This window comes from Hyphomicrobium sp. (genome assembly GCF_036262015.1).
In the GTDB taxonomy this organism is placed as follows: Bacteria; Pseudomonadota; Alphaproteobacteria; order Rhizobiales; family Hyphomicrobiaceae; genus Hyphomicrobium_C.
Genome location: NZ_DATAJR010000008.1, coordinates 1317794 through 1333189, shown reverse-complemented (window position 1 = coordinate 1333189; position 15396 = coordinate 1317794). Strand labels below are relative to the sequence as shown.

The following is a 15396-nucleotide window of genomic DNA, read 5'->3' as shown; positions in this document are numbered from 1 at the left end:
ATGGACCCGCTTCTCCTCAGCATAGCCGGCGGATTCGCACTCGGTCTCGCAAGCACGCTGCATTGCGCGGGTATGTGCGGCGCGGTGTCTGCAGGCCTTCTCCATTTCGGGCCGTCCGGCACATTGGCGGAAAGCGTGCGTGTCGTCACCCTCACTCATGCCGGCCGGATCGCCTCCTATAGCCTCGCCGGCGCACTCGTCGGCGCGCTTGGAGCCCCGGCCATCGAATGGCTCGACCGGGAGGCGGCATTCCGGATCCTCCAGTGGGGGGGCGCCGTGGCGCTCATGTGGATCGGATTGTCGACCGCCGGTCTCCTGCCCTCAATGGCACTGCTCGATCGGGTCTTTGCGCCGCTCGCCGGTTCAATAGCCCGTCGAACACCTCGGACCGGAAATAGATACGGCGCGGCCCTTGTCGGCGGTATAGCCTGGGGGCTCATGCCGTGCGCGATGGTCTACGGCGCGCTTTTCACAGCCATGCTGAGTGGATCGGCACTTGGCGGCACCGCAATTATGTTGGCCTTCGGCTTTGGAACGCTACCCGGCCTCTTGGTATCCGCTATCGGCGTTAATGCGCTCGCAAAAGTCGGCGCGAGACAGAACCTGAGGCGTGTCGCCGGCATCGCAATCTGCATCCTGGGATTTCTAACCGTGTGGGTTCCTCATCGGTATTCGGATTTGATCTGTCGGCCGGGTGATCGCGCTTCGTTGACCTCGATCAATGTGGCGCGCTAAGCGGAAATTTACCAATTTGAGAATGAACGGCGAAAGGTCTCCAATGCGCATCACCGCGAGCGTCGTGGCACTTCTGACCCTGCTGGGCTCTGCCCCCGCGCAGTCTCAGCAACTGGGTAACGTCCAAGCGGGGCTTGCATATGCTCGAGCCCATTGCGGCGAGTGTCACGGCGTGGAGAAGGCCAAGGCGGACTTCTCTCCGAACATCGACGCGCCCGATTTTTCGGAGGTAGCCAACACACCCGGGATGACCGAGAGAGCCCTCATCGTATGGCTCCAAACGCCCCATCCGACCATGCCGAATTTCATGATTCCCGAAAACGTACGCGATGATCTGGTTGCCTATATAATGAGCCTCAAGGTAGCCAAAAAATAACGGCATGAACCCAATGCACCCTGCGCCCATGGGCAAGCGCACCACTGCGATGTGCCTGGCCGCTTCGCTTGGCCTCGCGCTATGGTCCGCTCCCGCTTTGTCCGAACCGTCCGGCGTCGACAAAGGCCGCATGGCCCTTGAGACGCGTTGTGCGCGATGTCACGCCATAGGCGCCGAAGGCAACAGCCCGCACGCTCAGGCCCCACCATTCCGCGACGTCATGAAGCGCTATGCGCCAGAAGACCTCGAAGAATCTCTCGCGGAAGGCATTTCGTCAGGGCACCCAGACATGCCCGAGTTCGTGCTGGCCCCATACGAAATATCGAACGTGGTGGCCTACCTGCATAGCCTCGCCGAAAAGTGAAGCCGGTAACCGTACTTGCGCGGTTCCGCCGCGAGACAAAGGGGCCCTTGTCGGGCCCGAACTGATCCACTAAGCCGGAAGCACACGTCGCCGCCGCGGGTGCATCATGGCCGAAGACAAATCGCCGAAGTTCAACACCGACGCCCCCTACACGCTCTCGGAATCTCAGATTTCCGCCATCCTGACGATTGCCGCCGATGCCATAATCGCACTCGACGAGACGTTCCGCATCACCCTCTTTAACGACGGCGCAGCGGCAATCTTCGGCTACGCCCCCGCGGAAATCCTGGGTCACCCCCTCGACATTCTGATCCCCGAGAGGATGCGGACCAATCATCACCACCACGTTGCGGAATTTTCGGCTTCGCCGGTGGCCGCGCGGAAGATGGGTGAAAGGCAGGAGATCTTTGCCCGTCGCAAGGATGGTTCCGAGTTTCCGGCCGACGCCTCCATCGCAAAGCAAATGATCGGCGGCCACAAGACGTACATGGTAGTGCTCCGCGACGTGACCGACCGGAAGCGCGCGGAAGCAGCACTGGCCGCCGCCAACTCGGAGCTGGAAGCGCGGGTAGCGGATCGAACGAAGGCTCTCGAAGCCGAAATCAGGCGACGCGAGGAGGCCCATGCCGCTCTCATCCAAGCGCAGCGCATGGAAGCCTTCGGCCAGCTGACCGGCGGCGTCGCGCATGATTTCAACAATCTCCTCACGATTATTACAGGCAATCTCGAGCTCCTCAGCGGCCAATCGGGAAACGGGTCGACCAGCGCGTACTTGAAGCGCGCCGCCGACGCCGCGGATATGGGAGCGTCACTCACGAAGCGCCTCTTGACGTTTGCGCGCCGCCGGCACCTCACGCCCCAGATCCTCGACGTCAATCTCCTCATCCTCAACCTCACCGAGATCATGCGCCGTTCGCTCGGCGAGCACATCGCTCTGACCACGCTTCTCGACGGCAACGTTTGGCGCACGCGCGTCGATCCCAGCGAGCTGGAAAACGCGATCTTGAATCTCGCCATCAACGCGCGCGACGCCATGCCCACCGGCGGCAGCTTGGTGATCGAGACGCGAAATGTGTCGGATGCGGAAACCAGTCTCCCCACGAAGGGAGACTTCATCATGATCTCGGTAGGAGACACAGGCTGCGGCATGTCTCCGGAGGTGCTCGAGCATGCCTTTGAACCGTTCTTCACGACCAAGGAAACAGGACGCGGCACAGGCCTCGGCCTCAGCACACTCTATGGATTCGCCGAGCAATCGGGCGGACATGCCACCATTCTGAGCGCTCCGGGACAGGGCACCACGGTCAATCTCTACTTGCCGCGCTCGGATGAGGGACTGGCTGCGGAAACGAGCCTGGCCGAGACCATTCCCTTGTCTGAGGATAGCGAGGTCGTCCTCGTTGTTGAAGATAACCCTGAGGTCCGTGAACTCACGCTGCAGCGCGTAGAAGGACTTGGATACGTGGCGCGCGAAGCTGAGAACGGTCCGGCGGCAATACGTAGTCTTGAAGCAGACCCTGACATTCAAATCGTACTGAGCGATATCGTCATGGCTGGTGGCATCTCCGGTTACGACTTGGCGAAGTGGATTGGGGAGCACAAGCCACACGTCAGGGTCTTGCTGACCACCGGCTATGCACCGGAAGAAACGACCCAAGAGCCCGCCGCCGATCTTCCGATCTTACGCAAGCCCTATAAGCGGATAGATCTCGCGTTGGCCTTACGCGAGGCCGTAAGAGGCAGAAGCGGAAGCTAAAGTCGCTTCACATTTCCCGCAAACACATACCCGACGCCGCGGACCGTCTTGACGAGCTGCGGACGTTCGCTTGCCGGTTCGATCTTTTTTCTGAGGCGGGCCACAAGGCCGTCGATCGAACGATCCATCGGTGTCCAGTCGTGCCCTTTGAGCATATCCATCAGTTCATCGCGTGATAGTACCCGGCCCGGCCGTTGCACCAGAAGTGCCAGGAGGTTGAATTCGCCTGTCGTGAGGTCGCAAAAGCTCCCGTCAGGCGCTCGGACCTCGCGACGCAGCGTGTCCATCGTCCACCCCTCGAAACCGTAGCGGACGCCGCCCGCCGTTTCTGGTTGTCCAATGGCATCGGAGACCTGATAGCGCCTGAGAACAGCGCGCACGCGGGCAACGACTTCCCGCATAAGGAACGGCTTAGCGATGTAGTCGTCGGCCCCAAGCTCTAAGCCCACGACACGATCGATCGGATCGCTCTTGCCCGTAATCATGATGATGGGAGTATTCCGCTTCGCGCGGAGATCGCGCGCGAGTTTCAACCCATCCTCGCCACCGAGCTTCAAATCGAGCGTCACAAGGCTGATCGGACGCGCCGCGAAATGGGCCTCCGCTTCTACTCCGTTTCCGGCCTCGACCACGACAAAGCCTTCCGCCTCCAGACCTGCCCGCAGCAAGGCCCGAATTTCGGGTTCGTCGTCAACAATGAGGATCGGATCAGCCATGGCGGATATTCATTGTGAGAATTAGCGAGCATTTCTGTACCAGCCAGACGACGGCCACCCCCTGTCACATCGTGTCACACAATCTCACAAATGCGGCACACGGCTGGAACGAAGCAAGGCTAGCTCATACTGGTCGCTATCCGTCCGTATCCCTCCTGATCCTATAGGAGCAGCCGGTCCAGACGGAAGCATACTGGAGGGATTAATATTGACCCCGCGCGCCGAGACAAGCCCGCGATTTGGCATTGCACCGGCGAAGCTGGGCTCGGCAGCCAACGCAGAAGCGTCGACGAGCCGCGAAACTGATCTCCGTCATTTGTATGTAATCGGATCGTTCGGTTGCCCGACTATAGCCAACCTCGCTGTTCAAAATCTCGGAAACGGACCCGCCGCAAGGTGCGAGGTTCTGCTCCTGACAAGCCTCGAAAACCAGGACTTAGACGCAGCAGCGCTCAAACTGCGCAAAGCGTTGATCGCGTCGCGTCCATTCGAACTGCTCTGGGACAATCTAAGCTCCGGCGACAGCTCCACGAGTCCCACGATAGCCCTGCCGACACACCAGCGGATCTATGGGCGTCTCGTTCAACATCTCGCTCTCGGCGCGACCGTTGCCATCGTTTATGCATGCTCCCCCGAAGCTCAACTTATCGCATCCCGCGCGCTTCTGGACTCGGGATGCGACATCCTACTTACACACGAAGTCCTTACCACTTAGCCGAATGACCAATTGCCCCGGCGTCGACTCCGGCTGACGGACCGGATACTTATTGCCCCGGCGTATCGCAAAAGGTCGGCACATGAGCATTCGCAATCTCGACAGCCTTTTTGCACCCCGCTCGATTGCCCTCGTGGGAGCGAGCCCCCAGCCCGGTAGCGTCGGCCGTATCGTCGCCTCCAACCTCCGTTCGGGAGGCTTCAGCGGCGACATATGGCTCGTCAACCCTCGGCACACGTCGATCGACGGCACACCTTGTTTTCCGAGCGTCTCTAGCCTTCCTGACGTCCCCGACCTCGCCGTGGTCACGACGCCGCCCGCCGCAGTTCCGGGCGTGATCGCAGAGCTTGCGTCCGCAGGAACCCGTGCCGCTGTCGTGATCACAGCCGGGATCGATGCCGGATTGCGAACGCAAATGCTCGCGGCAGCCCGGCCGGCATGTTTGCGTATCGTCGGCCCGAATTGCTTGGGTCTGATACTTCCCCGCGTCGGCGTGAACGCAAGCTTCTCCCACCGCATGCCCTTGAAGGGTGACCTTGCATTTCTGTCCCAGTCTGGCGCACTCGTCACCGCGGTGATCGACTGGGCGCAGGCGCGCGGCATCGGCTTCTCGAACGTCACCTCTATGGGCGAGATGGCTGACGTGGATTTCGGCGACGCACTCGACTATCTGGCGGGCGATCCCCAGACCCGTGCCATTCTGCTTTACATCGAGCAAGTGACGCATGCGCCGAAATTTCTGTCGGCGGCGCGCCGCGCTGCACGCGCCAAGCCGGTCATCGTCCTGAAGTCTGGTCGGCACGAAGCAGGCGCAAAGGCGGCAAAATCCCATACGGGTGCGCTCTCGGGATCCGACGCGGTCTATTCAGCCGCCTTCCGCCGCGCCGGTCTCGTCCGGGTAATCGATCTCGGCGGCCTGTTCGAAGCAGCAGAGATGCTCGCCGTATCGCCACGCTTGGAAGGCGAACGGCTTGCAATTCTCACCAACGGAGGCGGCGCTGGCGTTCTCGCAGTCGATCGCCTGGCAGACCACGACGGTCGACTGGCCGAGATATCGCCAGCGGCGAAGCTGGCGTTGGACGCTGTGTTGCCTGCGACGTGGTCGAAGGGAAACCCTATCGACATCATCGGCGACGCGGGCCCGGACCGCTACCAAGCCGCGATGAAGATTCTTCTCGAAGATCCGGCATCCGACGCGCTTCTGGTCATCAACTGTCCAACCGCGCTTGCTTCGAGCGAAGCCGCCGCATCGGCAGTTATCGAAGCGATAGCCAGCCTGCCTGACGGCGTGCGTCACAAGTCCGTGCTGACGAACTGGCTTGGTGCGGATGCAGCGGCCGAGAGCCGAAAGCGTTTCTCCGCGGCACACCTCCCCACGTTCGAGACCCCTCGGTCAGCCATCGACGGCTTCATGCACCTGGTGAACTACCGCCGCTCCCAACACGAGCTGATGCGAACGCCACCCGCTGCCCCAGGGGGCTTTGCATTCGACAGGAGCGGCGCCAAGGAGATAATCGCCCGTGCACTTGCTCGCGGCAACACGATGCTGACAGAGGCCGAGTCCAAGGCCGTTCTCAATGCGTACGGCATCCCCATCGCTGAGACGAAAATTTGCGCGGATCCTGACTGCGTTGCTGAGACAGCGGGAGAAATTCTGAAGACCAATAGAGCGTGCGTCGTAAAGATCCATTCCGACGATATCTCGCACAAATCCGACGTCGGCGGCGTGCGTCTGGGCATTACCAGCGCTGCCGAGGCCCGTGAAGTCGCGCGTGCCATGGCGGCTACGGTCGCAAAAACTCTTCCACAGGCGCGCATCGACGGCTGGGTCGTCGAGCCGATGATTGAACGGCCTGACGCCCACGAACTGATCATCGGTATGAGCGAGGACCTCACGTTCGGCCCTACGCTCCTGTTCGGCGCAGGCGGAACCGCAGTCGAGGTCATCAAGGACACGGCTCACGCGTTGCCCCCGCTGGATATGATGCTCGCGCGCGATCTCATGCGCCAAACCCGCATCTACCGCCTGCTTGAAGGCTACCGCAGCCAGCCTCAGGCCGACCTCGACGCCATCGCTGATGTTCTCGTGCGCGTAAGTTCACTCGTCGCTGATCTCCCCGAGCTGCGCGAGCTTGATGTCAACCCCCTGCTTGCCGACGATAAAGGGTGCATCGCGCTCGATGCTCGTATGCGGGTTGCCGACGAAACCGTGTCGCCGCGAATTCCGATGACCATCCGCCCCTATCCATCCGAATGGGAGAAGGACGTTTCACTCCCCGCTCTCGGCATCGTCCACGTCCGTCCGGTCCGCCCGGAAGACGAGATCCTTTATCAAGGGTTCTTTGCTCGCGTGGACGAGAACGACATGCAGTTGCGATTCTTCACGCCCAGACCCGACCATTCTCATCGCTTCCTGGCGCGATTAACCCAGATCGACTACGCCCGCGAAATGGCATTTGTTGCCCTCTCCCCCGCGGGCGATGAACTTCTCGGCGTGGCGCGGCTCACCGCCGACCCCGACTATACGCGCGCTGAGTACGCCGTACTCGTGCGCTCGGACCTAAAGGGCAAAGGGCTCGGCTGGCTCATCATGCAGCATTTGATCGCGTATGCCCGCGAAGAAGGTCTCGGCGAATTGTTTGGGCAAATCCTGGCGACAAACACCACCATGATCGACATGTGCCGGGAGTTGAATTTCCGCGTCGAACCCGATCCGGAAGATGCGACCTTACGCATCGCCACGCTGGCACTCGGAAAACAGGAACATCTCTAAAGGCATCAGCCCGCGTTCGGCGGTTTCCGCTCCTCGGCGTCATCCTGGATCGCACGCCACCCAGCTCCTTCAAGGTCCTCGAACTGACCCGAATTGAGGGCCCATAGGAAGGCCGCGAGTCCTGCCCCGCCGAGCACCAGGGCACACGGAATGAGCCAAGCCAAAGCGCTCATGTCATCCTCCTCATGGAAGCGAGAGACAGCGAACGGCGCCGCAGCCGCAATGCGTTCACAGTCACGGCAATCGACGACAACGACATCGCCAACGCTGCGATTAAGGGCGTGACCCAGCCTCCGATGGCCAACGGCACGAACACGATGTTGTAGGCAATAGCGATGCCGAAGTTCTCAAGCGACATCCGCTGAGTCGCACGCGCCACCGCCAAAGTCTCCAGGATCGGGGCGAGGCTCTGTCCCTGGAATACAGCATCGGCGGCGGTTTGGCTGATGTCGGTCGCCGTCGACGGAGAGAGCGACGCATACGCCGCCGCCAAAGCCGGCGCATCATTCAATCCGTCGCCCACCATCAAAACTCTTCGGCCTTGCGCCTTCAAGGCCTCGATTGCGGCGATCTTTCCGTCAGGACGCACGGATGCCGACCACACGTCGATCCCGGCAGCCCGAGCGGCCCGTTCTACGGCAGCTGGACGATCTCCCGACAACAGCGAAACCTCGTACCCCGCAGCTTTGAGCGCCGAGACAACGACACGCGCATCCGGCCGCAATTCATCTTCAAAGCGCAGGACGGTGATCGTTCCATTGCCGTCGTCATACCAAAGCGATTCCGGCTGAGCTGCGGTATCTGTTCCAGTTACCCATGCTTCGGAGCCGAGCCGGCGCTCGCCTTCTCCACACGGTGCAAGCAATCCGGACCCTGGCACTTCCAGTACGCCCTGAGCCGCAACGACCGCGAGCCCGCGAGCCCGCGCGGCGCGGACGACGGCCTTCGAATAGGGGTGGCGACTCGCGACGGCGAGCGACGCCGCATCCACGAGCACAGCGTCGGAAACATCTCCGCCATTCCTTAAAACCGGCTCCCCGCGCGTCAATGTTCCGGTCTTGTCGAACACGACAGTGTCCGTCTCCGCGAGCCGCTCAAGTCCATCGGCTGCCTTGACGATCACGCCCTTTCCGAACAAACGGCTCGTCGCTGCCACCTGAACGGCAGGGACGGCGAGCGCGAGCGCACATGGACACGTGATGATGAGAACAGCCGTTGCATAGGTCAGCGCGGCCTCCCAGCCCGCACCGATCAGCATCCAGCCGATGAAGGTTGCGGCACCGAGGACATGCACGGCCGGCGCATAGAGGCGCGACGCGCGATCCGCGAGGCGCACATACTGCCCCCGGCCCTGCTCCGCCGCCTGCATGAGACGTGCAATCTCCGCCAGCAGCGTGCTGTCGTCGGTCGCCGTCGCTTCTACGATGACAGCGGCCGTCATGTTCAACGTGCCGGCATGGATCTCGCTTCCCGCCTCGGCCCAGCGCGGCAGCGTCTCGCCAGTGATCAGGCTCTCGTCGATGTCCGTCTTTCCGGACACGACGCGCCCGTCGACCGGAACGCGCTCTCCCGCCGCCACATAGACTTGCATCCCGGGCTTCAGCAGACGGGCCGCCATGCGCTGCACCGCGCCGTCCCCACCGATCACGGTCGCTGTCAGGGCCTTGAGCCCAAGCAGGTTCTCAGCCGCCCCGCGCGCCTTGATCCGCACCTGCTCGTCCAAGAACCGGCCGATCAGCAAAAAGAACGTCAGCATGATCGCAGCATCGAAATAGACCTGATGCGAGCCGCGGACCGTCTGAAACAGGCTCATCGACGTCGCGAGTGTAATGCCCAGCGAAATTGGCACGTCCATATTGAGGCGCCGCGCTCGGAGGGCGGCCGCGGCAGACCCGAAGAACGGCTGCGCCGCATACGCGATCGAAGGCATGGCAATCAGAGCAGACAGCCAATGGAACAGCGACGCCGCCGACTGGTCCATATCGCTCGCCGCACCAGCCCACACCGACACGGAGAGAAGCATCACGTTTGCCGACGCAAAGCCCGCAACGCCGAGACGGCGCAGCAAGTCGTCGGCCCGGCGCGCATCCCGCACGTCCGTCGTCTCGATCGCTTCCGCGGCCCGATAACCCTCGCGCGAGAGAGTATCGATCAGCGACTGCGCGTCCGAAAGCGATGGATCTAGGGCGACCGTAGCGCGCCGCGCCGACAGATTCGCACGAGCGGTCCGCACCCCCGGCACGCCGAGCAGCGCCCGCTCGACCGTCGTCATACACGCGCCGCAGTACATATCCTCGACGACCAACGAAACCGTTTCAGAGCGACTGCCCGGGATGTTCGGGGCAGCAGCACCTGGGCCGTCAAGCACCGATGTCAGGGCTTGACCCACAGCCGTCTCCGATTCTGATAGGCAGGCTCCTCGCTATCCGTTTGGAAAGCGCGAACGGTTGCAATCCACGCACCTTCGCCGCTCTCAGGCAGCACCGCCTCGAACACACCCGGTGCAGTTTCGGCTAGGGGAAGGACGGCGTCCGATCGAACTGTAGCGGGCCGCCCGAGCGTCGCCTCGACCTTAAGTGCGGAAAGAGGTTGTCCCTTCGCATCGGTCAAAGACACGCGAATGCGATCCGGATCGGCCAGAATTTCGACGGTATCCCGCCAGCCCAGTTTTGCTTGCCGCTCCGCGCTCGCGATACGTGCGTTGTAGGCAAGGCCATCACGATAAGCATTGACATTGTCTACGCCGCCGAAGGTCGTCACGGCCTTGTAGATCATCGTGGCATCGGCGACGACGATGACGCCGAAGAACGCTAGCATAGCCCCAAGGACGTGGCGCCCGCGAAGGCCGCGCGCTTCCTGCGTTGCTCCAACCGGCATCGTCATGGTCCAGGGCTCCTGAAGCTTGTTTCGCGGACGGTCTGCGCACCGCTGGAAATGTCCGTCACGATGAAGCGCATGGGCGTCGAGGAGCCCGCAAGCTGTCCCTTGGACCGCGCCGGAACGCTGATGTAAACCTTGAACGCCCGCACAACGTCGGCATCGACGGGAAGCGGTTGTGCGGTGGTCTCATGGCCAAGGATCGTGACCTCGGCATCTTCGAGTCCAGACGTCTCGATACGGAAGTTCTGCGGAGAATGCGTCTTGTTCAGGATCTTCACCGTATAGCCATTGCGGATACCGCCGTCGGAAAGGCGCACAAACAACGGATTTCGATCCTCGATCACGCTGATGTCGACAGTGGACCGCGTGACCCAGGCCCAGCCCATGATCACAAGCACGACACCAATGAGCACGGAGTAAAGGATCGTGCGTGCACGAATGAACCGGACCGGCGTCGGCTCAGTTCCAGCCGGTGCCTCGGTGTTGCGAAATGTGTCGTACGAAATGAGGCCGGCCGGACGCCCAACCTTGTCCATGATATCGTCGCAGGCATCGATGCATAGCGCGCATTGGATGCACTCCATCTGAACGCCGTCGCGAATATCGATGCCCATCGGGCACACGGCAACGCAAGCCTTGCAATCGATGCAATCTCCGCGCCCAACCCACGGCTGCCCCTTCTTGTGCGGTCCGCGCGGTTCACCACGGTGGTCGTGGTAGGAGACGAGAAGCGACTCGGAGTCGAACATCGCGGCCTGGATGCGCGGCCACGGGCACATGTAGATGCAGACCTGCTCTCGAGCGAGGCCGCCAAGCACGTAGGTCGTGAACGTGAACAGTCCCAGGAAGACATAGGCAACGAGCGGCGCGTCGCCGGTCACCAATTCCTGCGCGAGTGTCGGCGCATCCCGGAAGTAGAACACGAACACGCCGCCCGTTGCGATGGCAATGAGCAGCCATGTGACGTGCGTCGCCGTCTTCTTCCAAATCTTCTCAAGGGTCCAGGCGCTCTGATCGAGACGCATGCGCGCGTTACGATCCCCCTGCCAGAACCGTTCGACGGCAATCATTAGATCCGTCCAGACGGTCTGGGGGCAGGCATAGCCGCACCACATACGCCCGGCCAGCGACGTGACGAGAAACAACCCGAGCGCCGACACGATCAGGATGCCGGTGATGAAATATAGCTCCTGTGGCCAGATCTCGATCGGCCCGAAATAGAGCCGTTGCTTCTCGAAATCGAGCAGGAACGCTTGGTTTGGAAGTCCCGGCCCGCGTTCCCAGCGGATCCACGGCAACAGGTAGTAGATGCCGAGGGTTACCGCCATCACGAGCCACTTGATCGAGCGGAACTTACCCCGGGCACGCTTCGGATAGATCGGCTGGCGCGCCGCGTAGAGACTACGCGCCGCCTTCGACGAGACCGCATCGACATCGATGCGCGCAACACCAGGCGCGGCCTCGGTGGACTTCGTGCCATCGATAAAAATCGATGTCGGGTCAATGTGGGTCAAGACCGCCTCCGCGGACCGCTATTTGCCGCCGCCAAGTGAATGCACATAGACCGAGAGCATTTTGATCGTGATGGGATCGAGCTTGCCCTCCCACGCTGGCATGACACCGCCGCGCCCTGTACGCACGCTCTCCTCGACGTCCGCTTTGCGACCGCCATAGAGCCAGATGCCGTCTGCGAGGTTGGGGGCACCCATCTCAGCCGTACCCTTGCCTTCGGCGCCGTGGCAGGCTGCGCACTGCTCGGTGAAAATCGCCGCACCGCGCGTTTTGGCTTCGGCATCGGTGCCGCCGCCCGAAAGCGAAAGCACGAACTCGGCCACGTCTGAGATCTGCGCATTCGTCAGCACCTGATCCAAGCCGAAGCGCGGCATGGCGCTGTCGTGCCCATCCGGATTTCCGGACCGGATACCGGAACGAATGGTCTTCTCGATGCCATCGAACGATCCGCTCCACAGCCAATCGTCGTCGTTGAGGTTGGGATAGCCCTTGAAGCCCTGTGCACCCTTGCCGTGGCACGGTGCACAGTTGTTGCCGAACTGCGCGGCACCACCGCGCAGCACGAACTCCATGAGATCGGGATCGTTCTTGATCTCATCGACCGGCTTTGCAGCAATGGCTTCGAGAAAGCGCGCCTGGCTTGCCTTCGCCGAAGCTATGTCGTTCGCCAGCACATTGCGCTGGCTGTAACCCAGCACACCACGCGTGTACCCGTCGATCGTCGGCCACGCCGGATAGACGATCCAATAGCCGATCGACCAGACAATTGAGGCGTAGAGCACATAGAGCCACCACCTGGGCAGCGGTTTGTTGAGCTCCCTGATATCTCCGTCCCAGACATGTCCCGTCGTTTCGACGCCCGTAACCGCGTCGAGCTCCTTATTTGCCATTGGAATATTCCCTCGTGTCGTCGAGCGGGAGCCGGGATGCGGCTTCGAAATGTGCCTTGTTGCCGGGACGGAAGACATGGATGAGAACGCCGAGCATGACGATCCCGAACAACCCCATGGCAACGATCTGGCAGGTTGCGGCTACGGTTTCATATGTCATTACGCCGCCCTCACCGCAGGTTCGGGCCGCTGGCATCGAAGGTCGTGAAGTCGACCAGCGTGCCAAGCATCTGGAGGTATGCGATCAGGGCATCGAGCTCTGTGGCAGCCGTGTCCGGACTGCCGTCGAACTTGCGCACCTGAGCTTTCGGATAGCGCTGCACAACCTCTTTGGCTTGTTTCGAATCGGGCGCCACTTGCGCATGGAGATCGGCACTGGCCTTCTCGATCATCTCCTCGGTGTAGGGCACGCCCGCAAGCTGGAGAGCCTTCATGTCACGCGCGATGTTCTCCGCATCGAGCTTACGCGCTGCCAGGAAGGGATACCCAGGCATCACCGAACCCGGCACCACTTCGCGCGGCTCCTTCATGTGGTCCACATGCCAGGCATCCGAATACTTGCCACCGACGCGGGCCAGGTCCGGGCCAGTGCGCTTCGATCCCCACTGGAAGGGATGGTCGTACATGCTCTCCGCGGCAAGGCTGTAGTGGCCATAGCGCTCGACCTCATCGCGGAGCGAGCGGATCATCTGACTGTGGCAGTTGTAACAACCCTCACGGATATAGATGTTGCGTCCCGCCAGCTCGAGAGGCGAGTAGGGCCGCATGCCCTGCACCTTCTCGATTGTCGAGCCTAGGAAGAAGAGCGGAGCGATCTCGACCAGACCACCGATGGAAACAACGATCAGAATACCGATCAGCAACGCCAGTGAGTTTTTCTCGAAGAATTCGTGCTTCATGATGTGGCGTTCCCCTTACTCGGCAGGTGCGGCGAGCGGACCGGCGCGCAATTCGGGCGCGGCGGCGACGCGAGGTTGATCCTTGATGTCGACCGGATTGTCACCGCGCACCGTCTTCCAGATGTTCCAGGCCATCAGCAAAGACCCGACGACGAACAGAAGTCCGCCCGTTGCTCGGATGATGTAGGGCCAGTGCATGGCCTCCACCGTTTCGACAAACGAGTAGGTGAGGAAGCCGAGGTGATCGTAGGCGCGCCACATGAGGCCCTGCATGATGCCCGACACCCACATCGACGTGATGTAAAGAACGATGCCGATGTTCGCGATCCAGAAGTGCCACTCGACGAGGCGCAGCGAGTAGAGACCCTCACGCTTCCAGAGCCACGGCACGAGACAGTAGATGGCACCGAACGACACCATGCCGACCCAGCCCAGCGCACCTGAGTGCACGTGCCCGATGGTCCAATCCGTGTAGTGCGAGAGCGAGTTGACCGCCTTGATCGACATCAGCGGACCTTCGAAGGTCGACATGCCGTAGAAGGCGACCGACACGACGAGGAAGCGCACGACGGGATCCGTCCTCAGCCGGTCCCACGCGCCGGACAGCGTCATGAGGCCGTTGATCATGCCACCCCACGACGGCATCCACAGCATGATCGAGAACGTCATGCCGAGCGTCTGCGCCCAGTCGGGCAGCGCCGTGTAGTGCAGATGGTGCGGACCCGCCCAGATGTAGAGGAAGATCAAGCTCCAGAAGTGAATGATGGAGAGCTTGTACGAATAGACCGGCCGCTCCACCCGCTTCGGAATGAAGTAGTACATGATGCCGAGGAAGCCCGCGGTCAGGAAGAAGCCGACCGCATTGTGGCCATACCACCACTGCGTCATCGCATCCTGCACGCCCGAGAAGAGCGAGTAGCTCTTAGCGCCTAGCAGCGAAACCGGCACCGCCAGGTTGTTGACGATGTGCAGCATCGCGATGGTGACGATGAAGGCGAGATAGAACCAGTTCGCCACGTAGATGTGCGGCTCTTTGCGCTTGGCGAGCGTGCCGAGGAAGACGACGAGATAGGCAACCCAGACGATGGTCAGCCAAAGGTCGACATACCATTCGGGCTCCGCGTACTCCTTGGCCTGGGTGACCCCCAATACGTAGCCGGTGGCGGCGAGCACGATGAAGAGCTGATAGCCCCAGATCACGAACCACGGCATCCAGTGCCCGAACATGCGCGCCCGGCAGGTGCGCTGCACGACATACATAGATGTCGCGATCAACACGTTGCCGCCGAAGGCGAAGATCACAGCCGACGTATGCAGCGGCCTGAGCCGCCCGAAGTTGGTCCAAGGAAGATCGAAATTGAGAGCCGGGAAGGCGAGCTGCCACGCAATCACGTCGCCGACGAGAAATCCGACCACACCCCAAAAGACCGCAGCCAGCGTGGCAACCCGAATCGGGCCGTCCATGTAGCCGCTCTGCTCCTCCGCGCCGCCGGATCGCGGGTTGGACATCACGTAGAGTGCGCCCGCGACACCTGCGAACGCCAGCAGCAGCCCGTGAAACCGGATGACCTCGTCGAGACCGGCAAAAGCGAAAACAGCGCCGACCAGAACAGTGAGCCCAGCCGCCACTATGGCCCCCGCCCCAGAGAGTGCAATCATCTCTTCGCTGGTCGCTTTCATAGGGCCCCTCGCCGCTCGAATGTTGTGATGGCGAGAATTAGACGCGGCGGCCGCAGGGAGCCCTTGATCTTGATCAACCTGCGACGAAAGGAGCGATGAT

General features: G+C 61.7%; 14 protein-coding genes. 5 read left to right on the top strand and 9 right to left on the bottom strand.

Features of this window, described 5'->3' with window-relative positions:
• The 4 genes from VHO05_RS14765 to VHO05_RS14750 all read left to right on the top strand — a co-directional run bounded on the left by VHO05_RS14765 (position 1) and on the right by VHO05_RS14750 (position 3231).
• Positions 1 to 735 (top strand): sulfite exporter TauE/SafE family protein, encoded by a 735-nt coding sequence (locus VHO05_RS14765; RefSeq protein ID WP_329647343.1) that lies wholly within the window; start codon positions 1 to 3, stop codon positions 733 to 735.
• A gap of 43 nt (positions 736 to 778) precedes the next feature.
• Positions 779 to 1111, top strand: a complete 333-nt coding sequence (locus VHO05_RS14760; protein WP_329647342.1) for a cytochrome c — start codon at positions 779 to 781, stop codon at positions 1109 to 1111.
• A gap of 4 nt (positions 1112 to 1115) precedes the next feature.
• Entirely contained in the window at positions 1116 to 1475 is a 360-nt protein-coding gene (locus VHO05_RS14755; protein ID WP_329647341.1) for a cytochrome c, read from the top strand.
• 106 nt (positions 1476 to 1581) lie between these two features.
• Positions 1582 to 3231 carry a hybrid sensor histidine kinase/response regulator gene (locus tag VHO05_RS14750; protein ID WP_329647340.1) on the top strand — a complete coding sequence of 550 codons (1650 nt, stop codon included), beginning with the start codon at positions 1582 to 1584 and terminating at the stop codon, positions 3229 to 3231.
• On the opposite strand, the gene VHO05_RS14745 is transcribed toward VHO05_RS14750, so the two are convergent.
• A complete protein-coding gene (locus VHO05_RS14745) occupies positions 3228 to 3947 on the bottom strand; it encodes a response regulator transcription factor (RefSeq protein WP_329647339.1) in 720 nt (239 codons plus the stop codon). The genes VHO05_RS14750 and VHO05_RS14745 overlap by 4 nt on opposite strands.
• Positions 3948 to 4744: 797 nt before the next feature.
• On the opposite strand from VHO05_RS14745, the gene VHO05_RS14740 reads away from it, so the two are divergent.
• Entirely contained in the window at positions 4745 to 7435 is a 2691-nt protein-coding gene (locus tag VHO05_RS14740; RefSeq protein WP_329647338.1) for a bifunctional acetate--CoA ligase family protein/GNAT family N-acetyltransferase, read from the top strand.
• A 5-nt stretch (positions 7436 to 7440) separates the two neighbouring features.
• Here VHO05_RS14740 and ccoS read toward each other — a convergent pair whose 3' ends face one another.
• The 8 genes from ccoS to ccoN are packed head-to-tail and all read right to left on the bottom strand — an operon-like array spanning position 7441 to position 15275.
• On the bottom strand, positions 7441 to 7608 hold the full coding sequence (gene ccoS / locus VHO05_RS14735; protein ID WP_329647337.1) for a cbb3-type cytochrome oxidase assembly protein CcoS: 168 nt from the start codon (positions 7606 to 7608) through the stop codon (positions 7441 to 7443).
• Complete coding sequence (locus VHO05_RS14730; protein ID WP_329647336.1) at positions 7605 to 9824, bottom strand: heavy metal translocating P-type ATPase; 2220 nt, start codon at positions 9822 to 9824, stop codon at positions 7605 to 7607. The genes ccoS and VHO05_RS14730 overlap by 4 nt, the downstream gene beginning before the upstream one ends.
• Positions 9809 to 10318 (bottom strand): FixH family protein, encoded by a 510-nt coding sequence (locus tag VHO05_RS14725; protein WP_329647335.1) that lies wholly within the window; start codon positions 10316 to 10318, stop codon positions 9809 to 9811. The genes VHO05_RS14730 and VHO05_RS14725 overlap by 16 nt, the downstream gene beginning before the upstream one ends.
• A complete protein-coding gene (gene ccoG / locus VHO05_RS14720; protein ID WP_414653782.1) occupies positions 10315 to 11820 on the bottom strand; it encodes a cytochrome c oxidase accessory protein CcoG in 1506 nt (501 codons plus the stop codon). The genes VHO05_RS14725 and ccoG overlap by 4 nt, the downstream gene beginning before the upstream one ends.
• 27 nt (positions 11821 to 11847) lie before the next feature.
• Entirely contained in the window at positions 11848 to 12717 is an 870-nt protein-coding gene (gene ccoP, locus VHO05_RS14715; protein WP_329647333.1) for a cytochrome-c oxidase, cbb3-type subunit III, read from the bottom strand.
• A complete protein-coding gene (locus VHO05_RS14710) occupies positions 12707 to 12877 on the bottom strand; it encodes a cbb3-type cytochrome c oxidase subunit 3 (protein WP_329647332.1) in 171 nt (56 codons plus the stop codon). The genes ccoP and VHO05_RS14710 overlap by 11 nt, the downstream gene beginning before the upstream one ends.
• A 10-nt stretch (positions 12878 to 12887) precedes the next feature.
• On the bottom strand, positions 12888 to 13616 hold the full coding sequence (gene ccoO, locus VHO05_RS14705; RefSeq protein WP_329647331.1) for a cytochrome-c oxidase, cbb3-type subunit II: 729 nt from the start codon (positions 13614 to 13616) through the stop codon (positions 12888 to 12890).
• A 15-nt stretch (positions 13617 to 13631) separates the two neighbouring features.
• Positions 13632 to 15275 carry a cytochrome-c oxidase, cbb3-type subunit I gene (gene ccoN / locus VHO05_RS14700; protein WP_414653781.1) on the bottom strand — a complete coding sequence of 548 codons (1644 nt, stop codon included), beginning with the start codon at positions 15273 to 15275 and terminating at the stop codon, positions 13632 to 13634.
• Between the last annotated feature and the right edge of the window lie 121 nt (positions 15276 to 15396).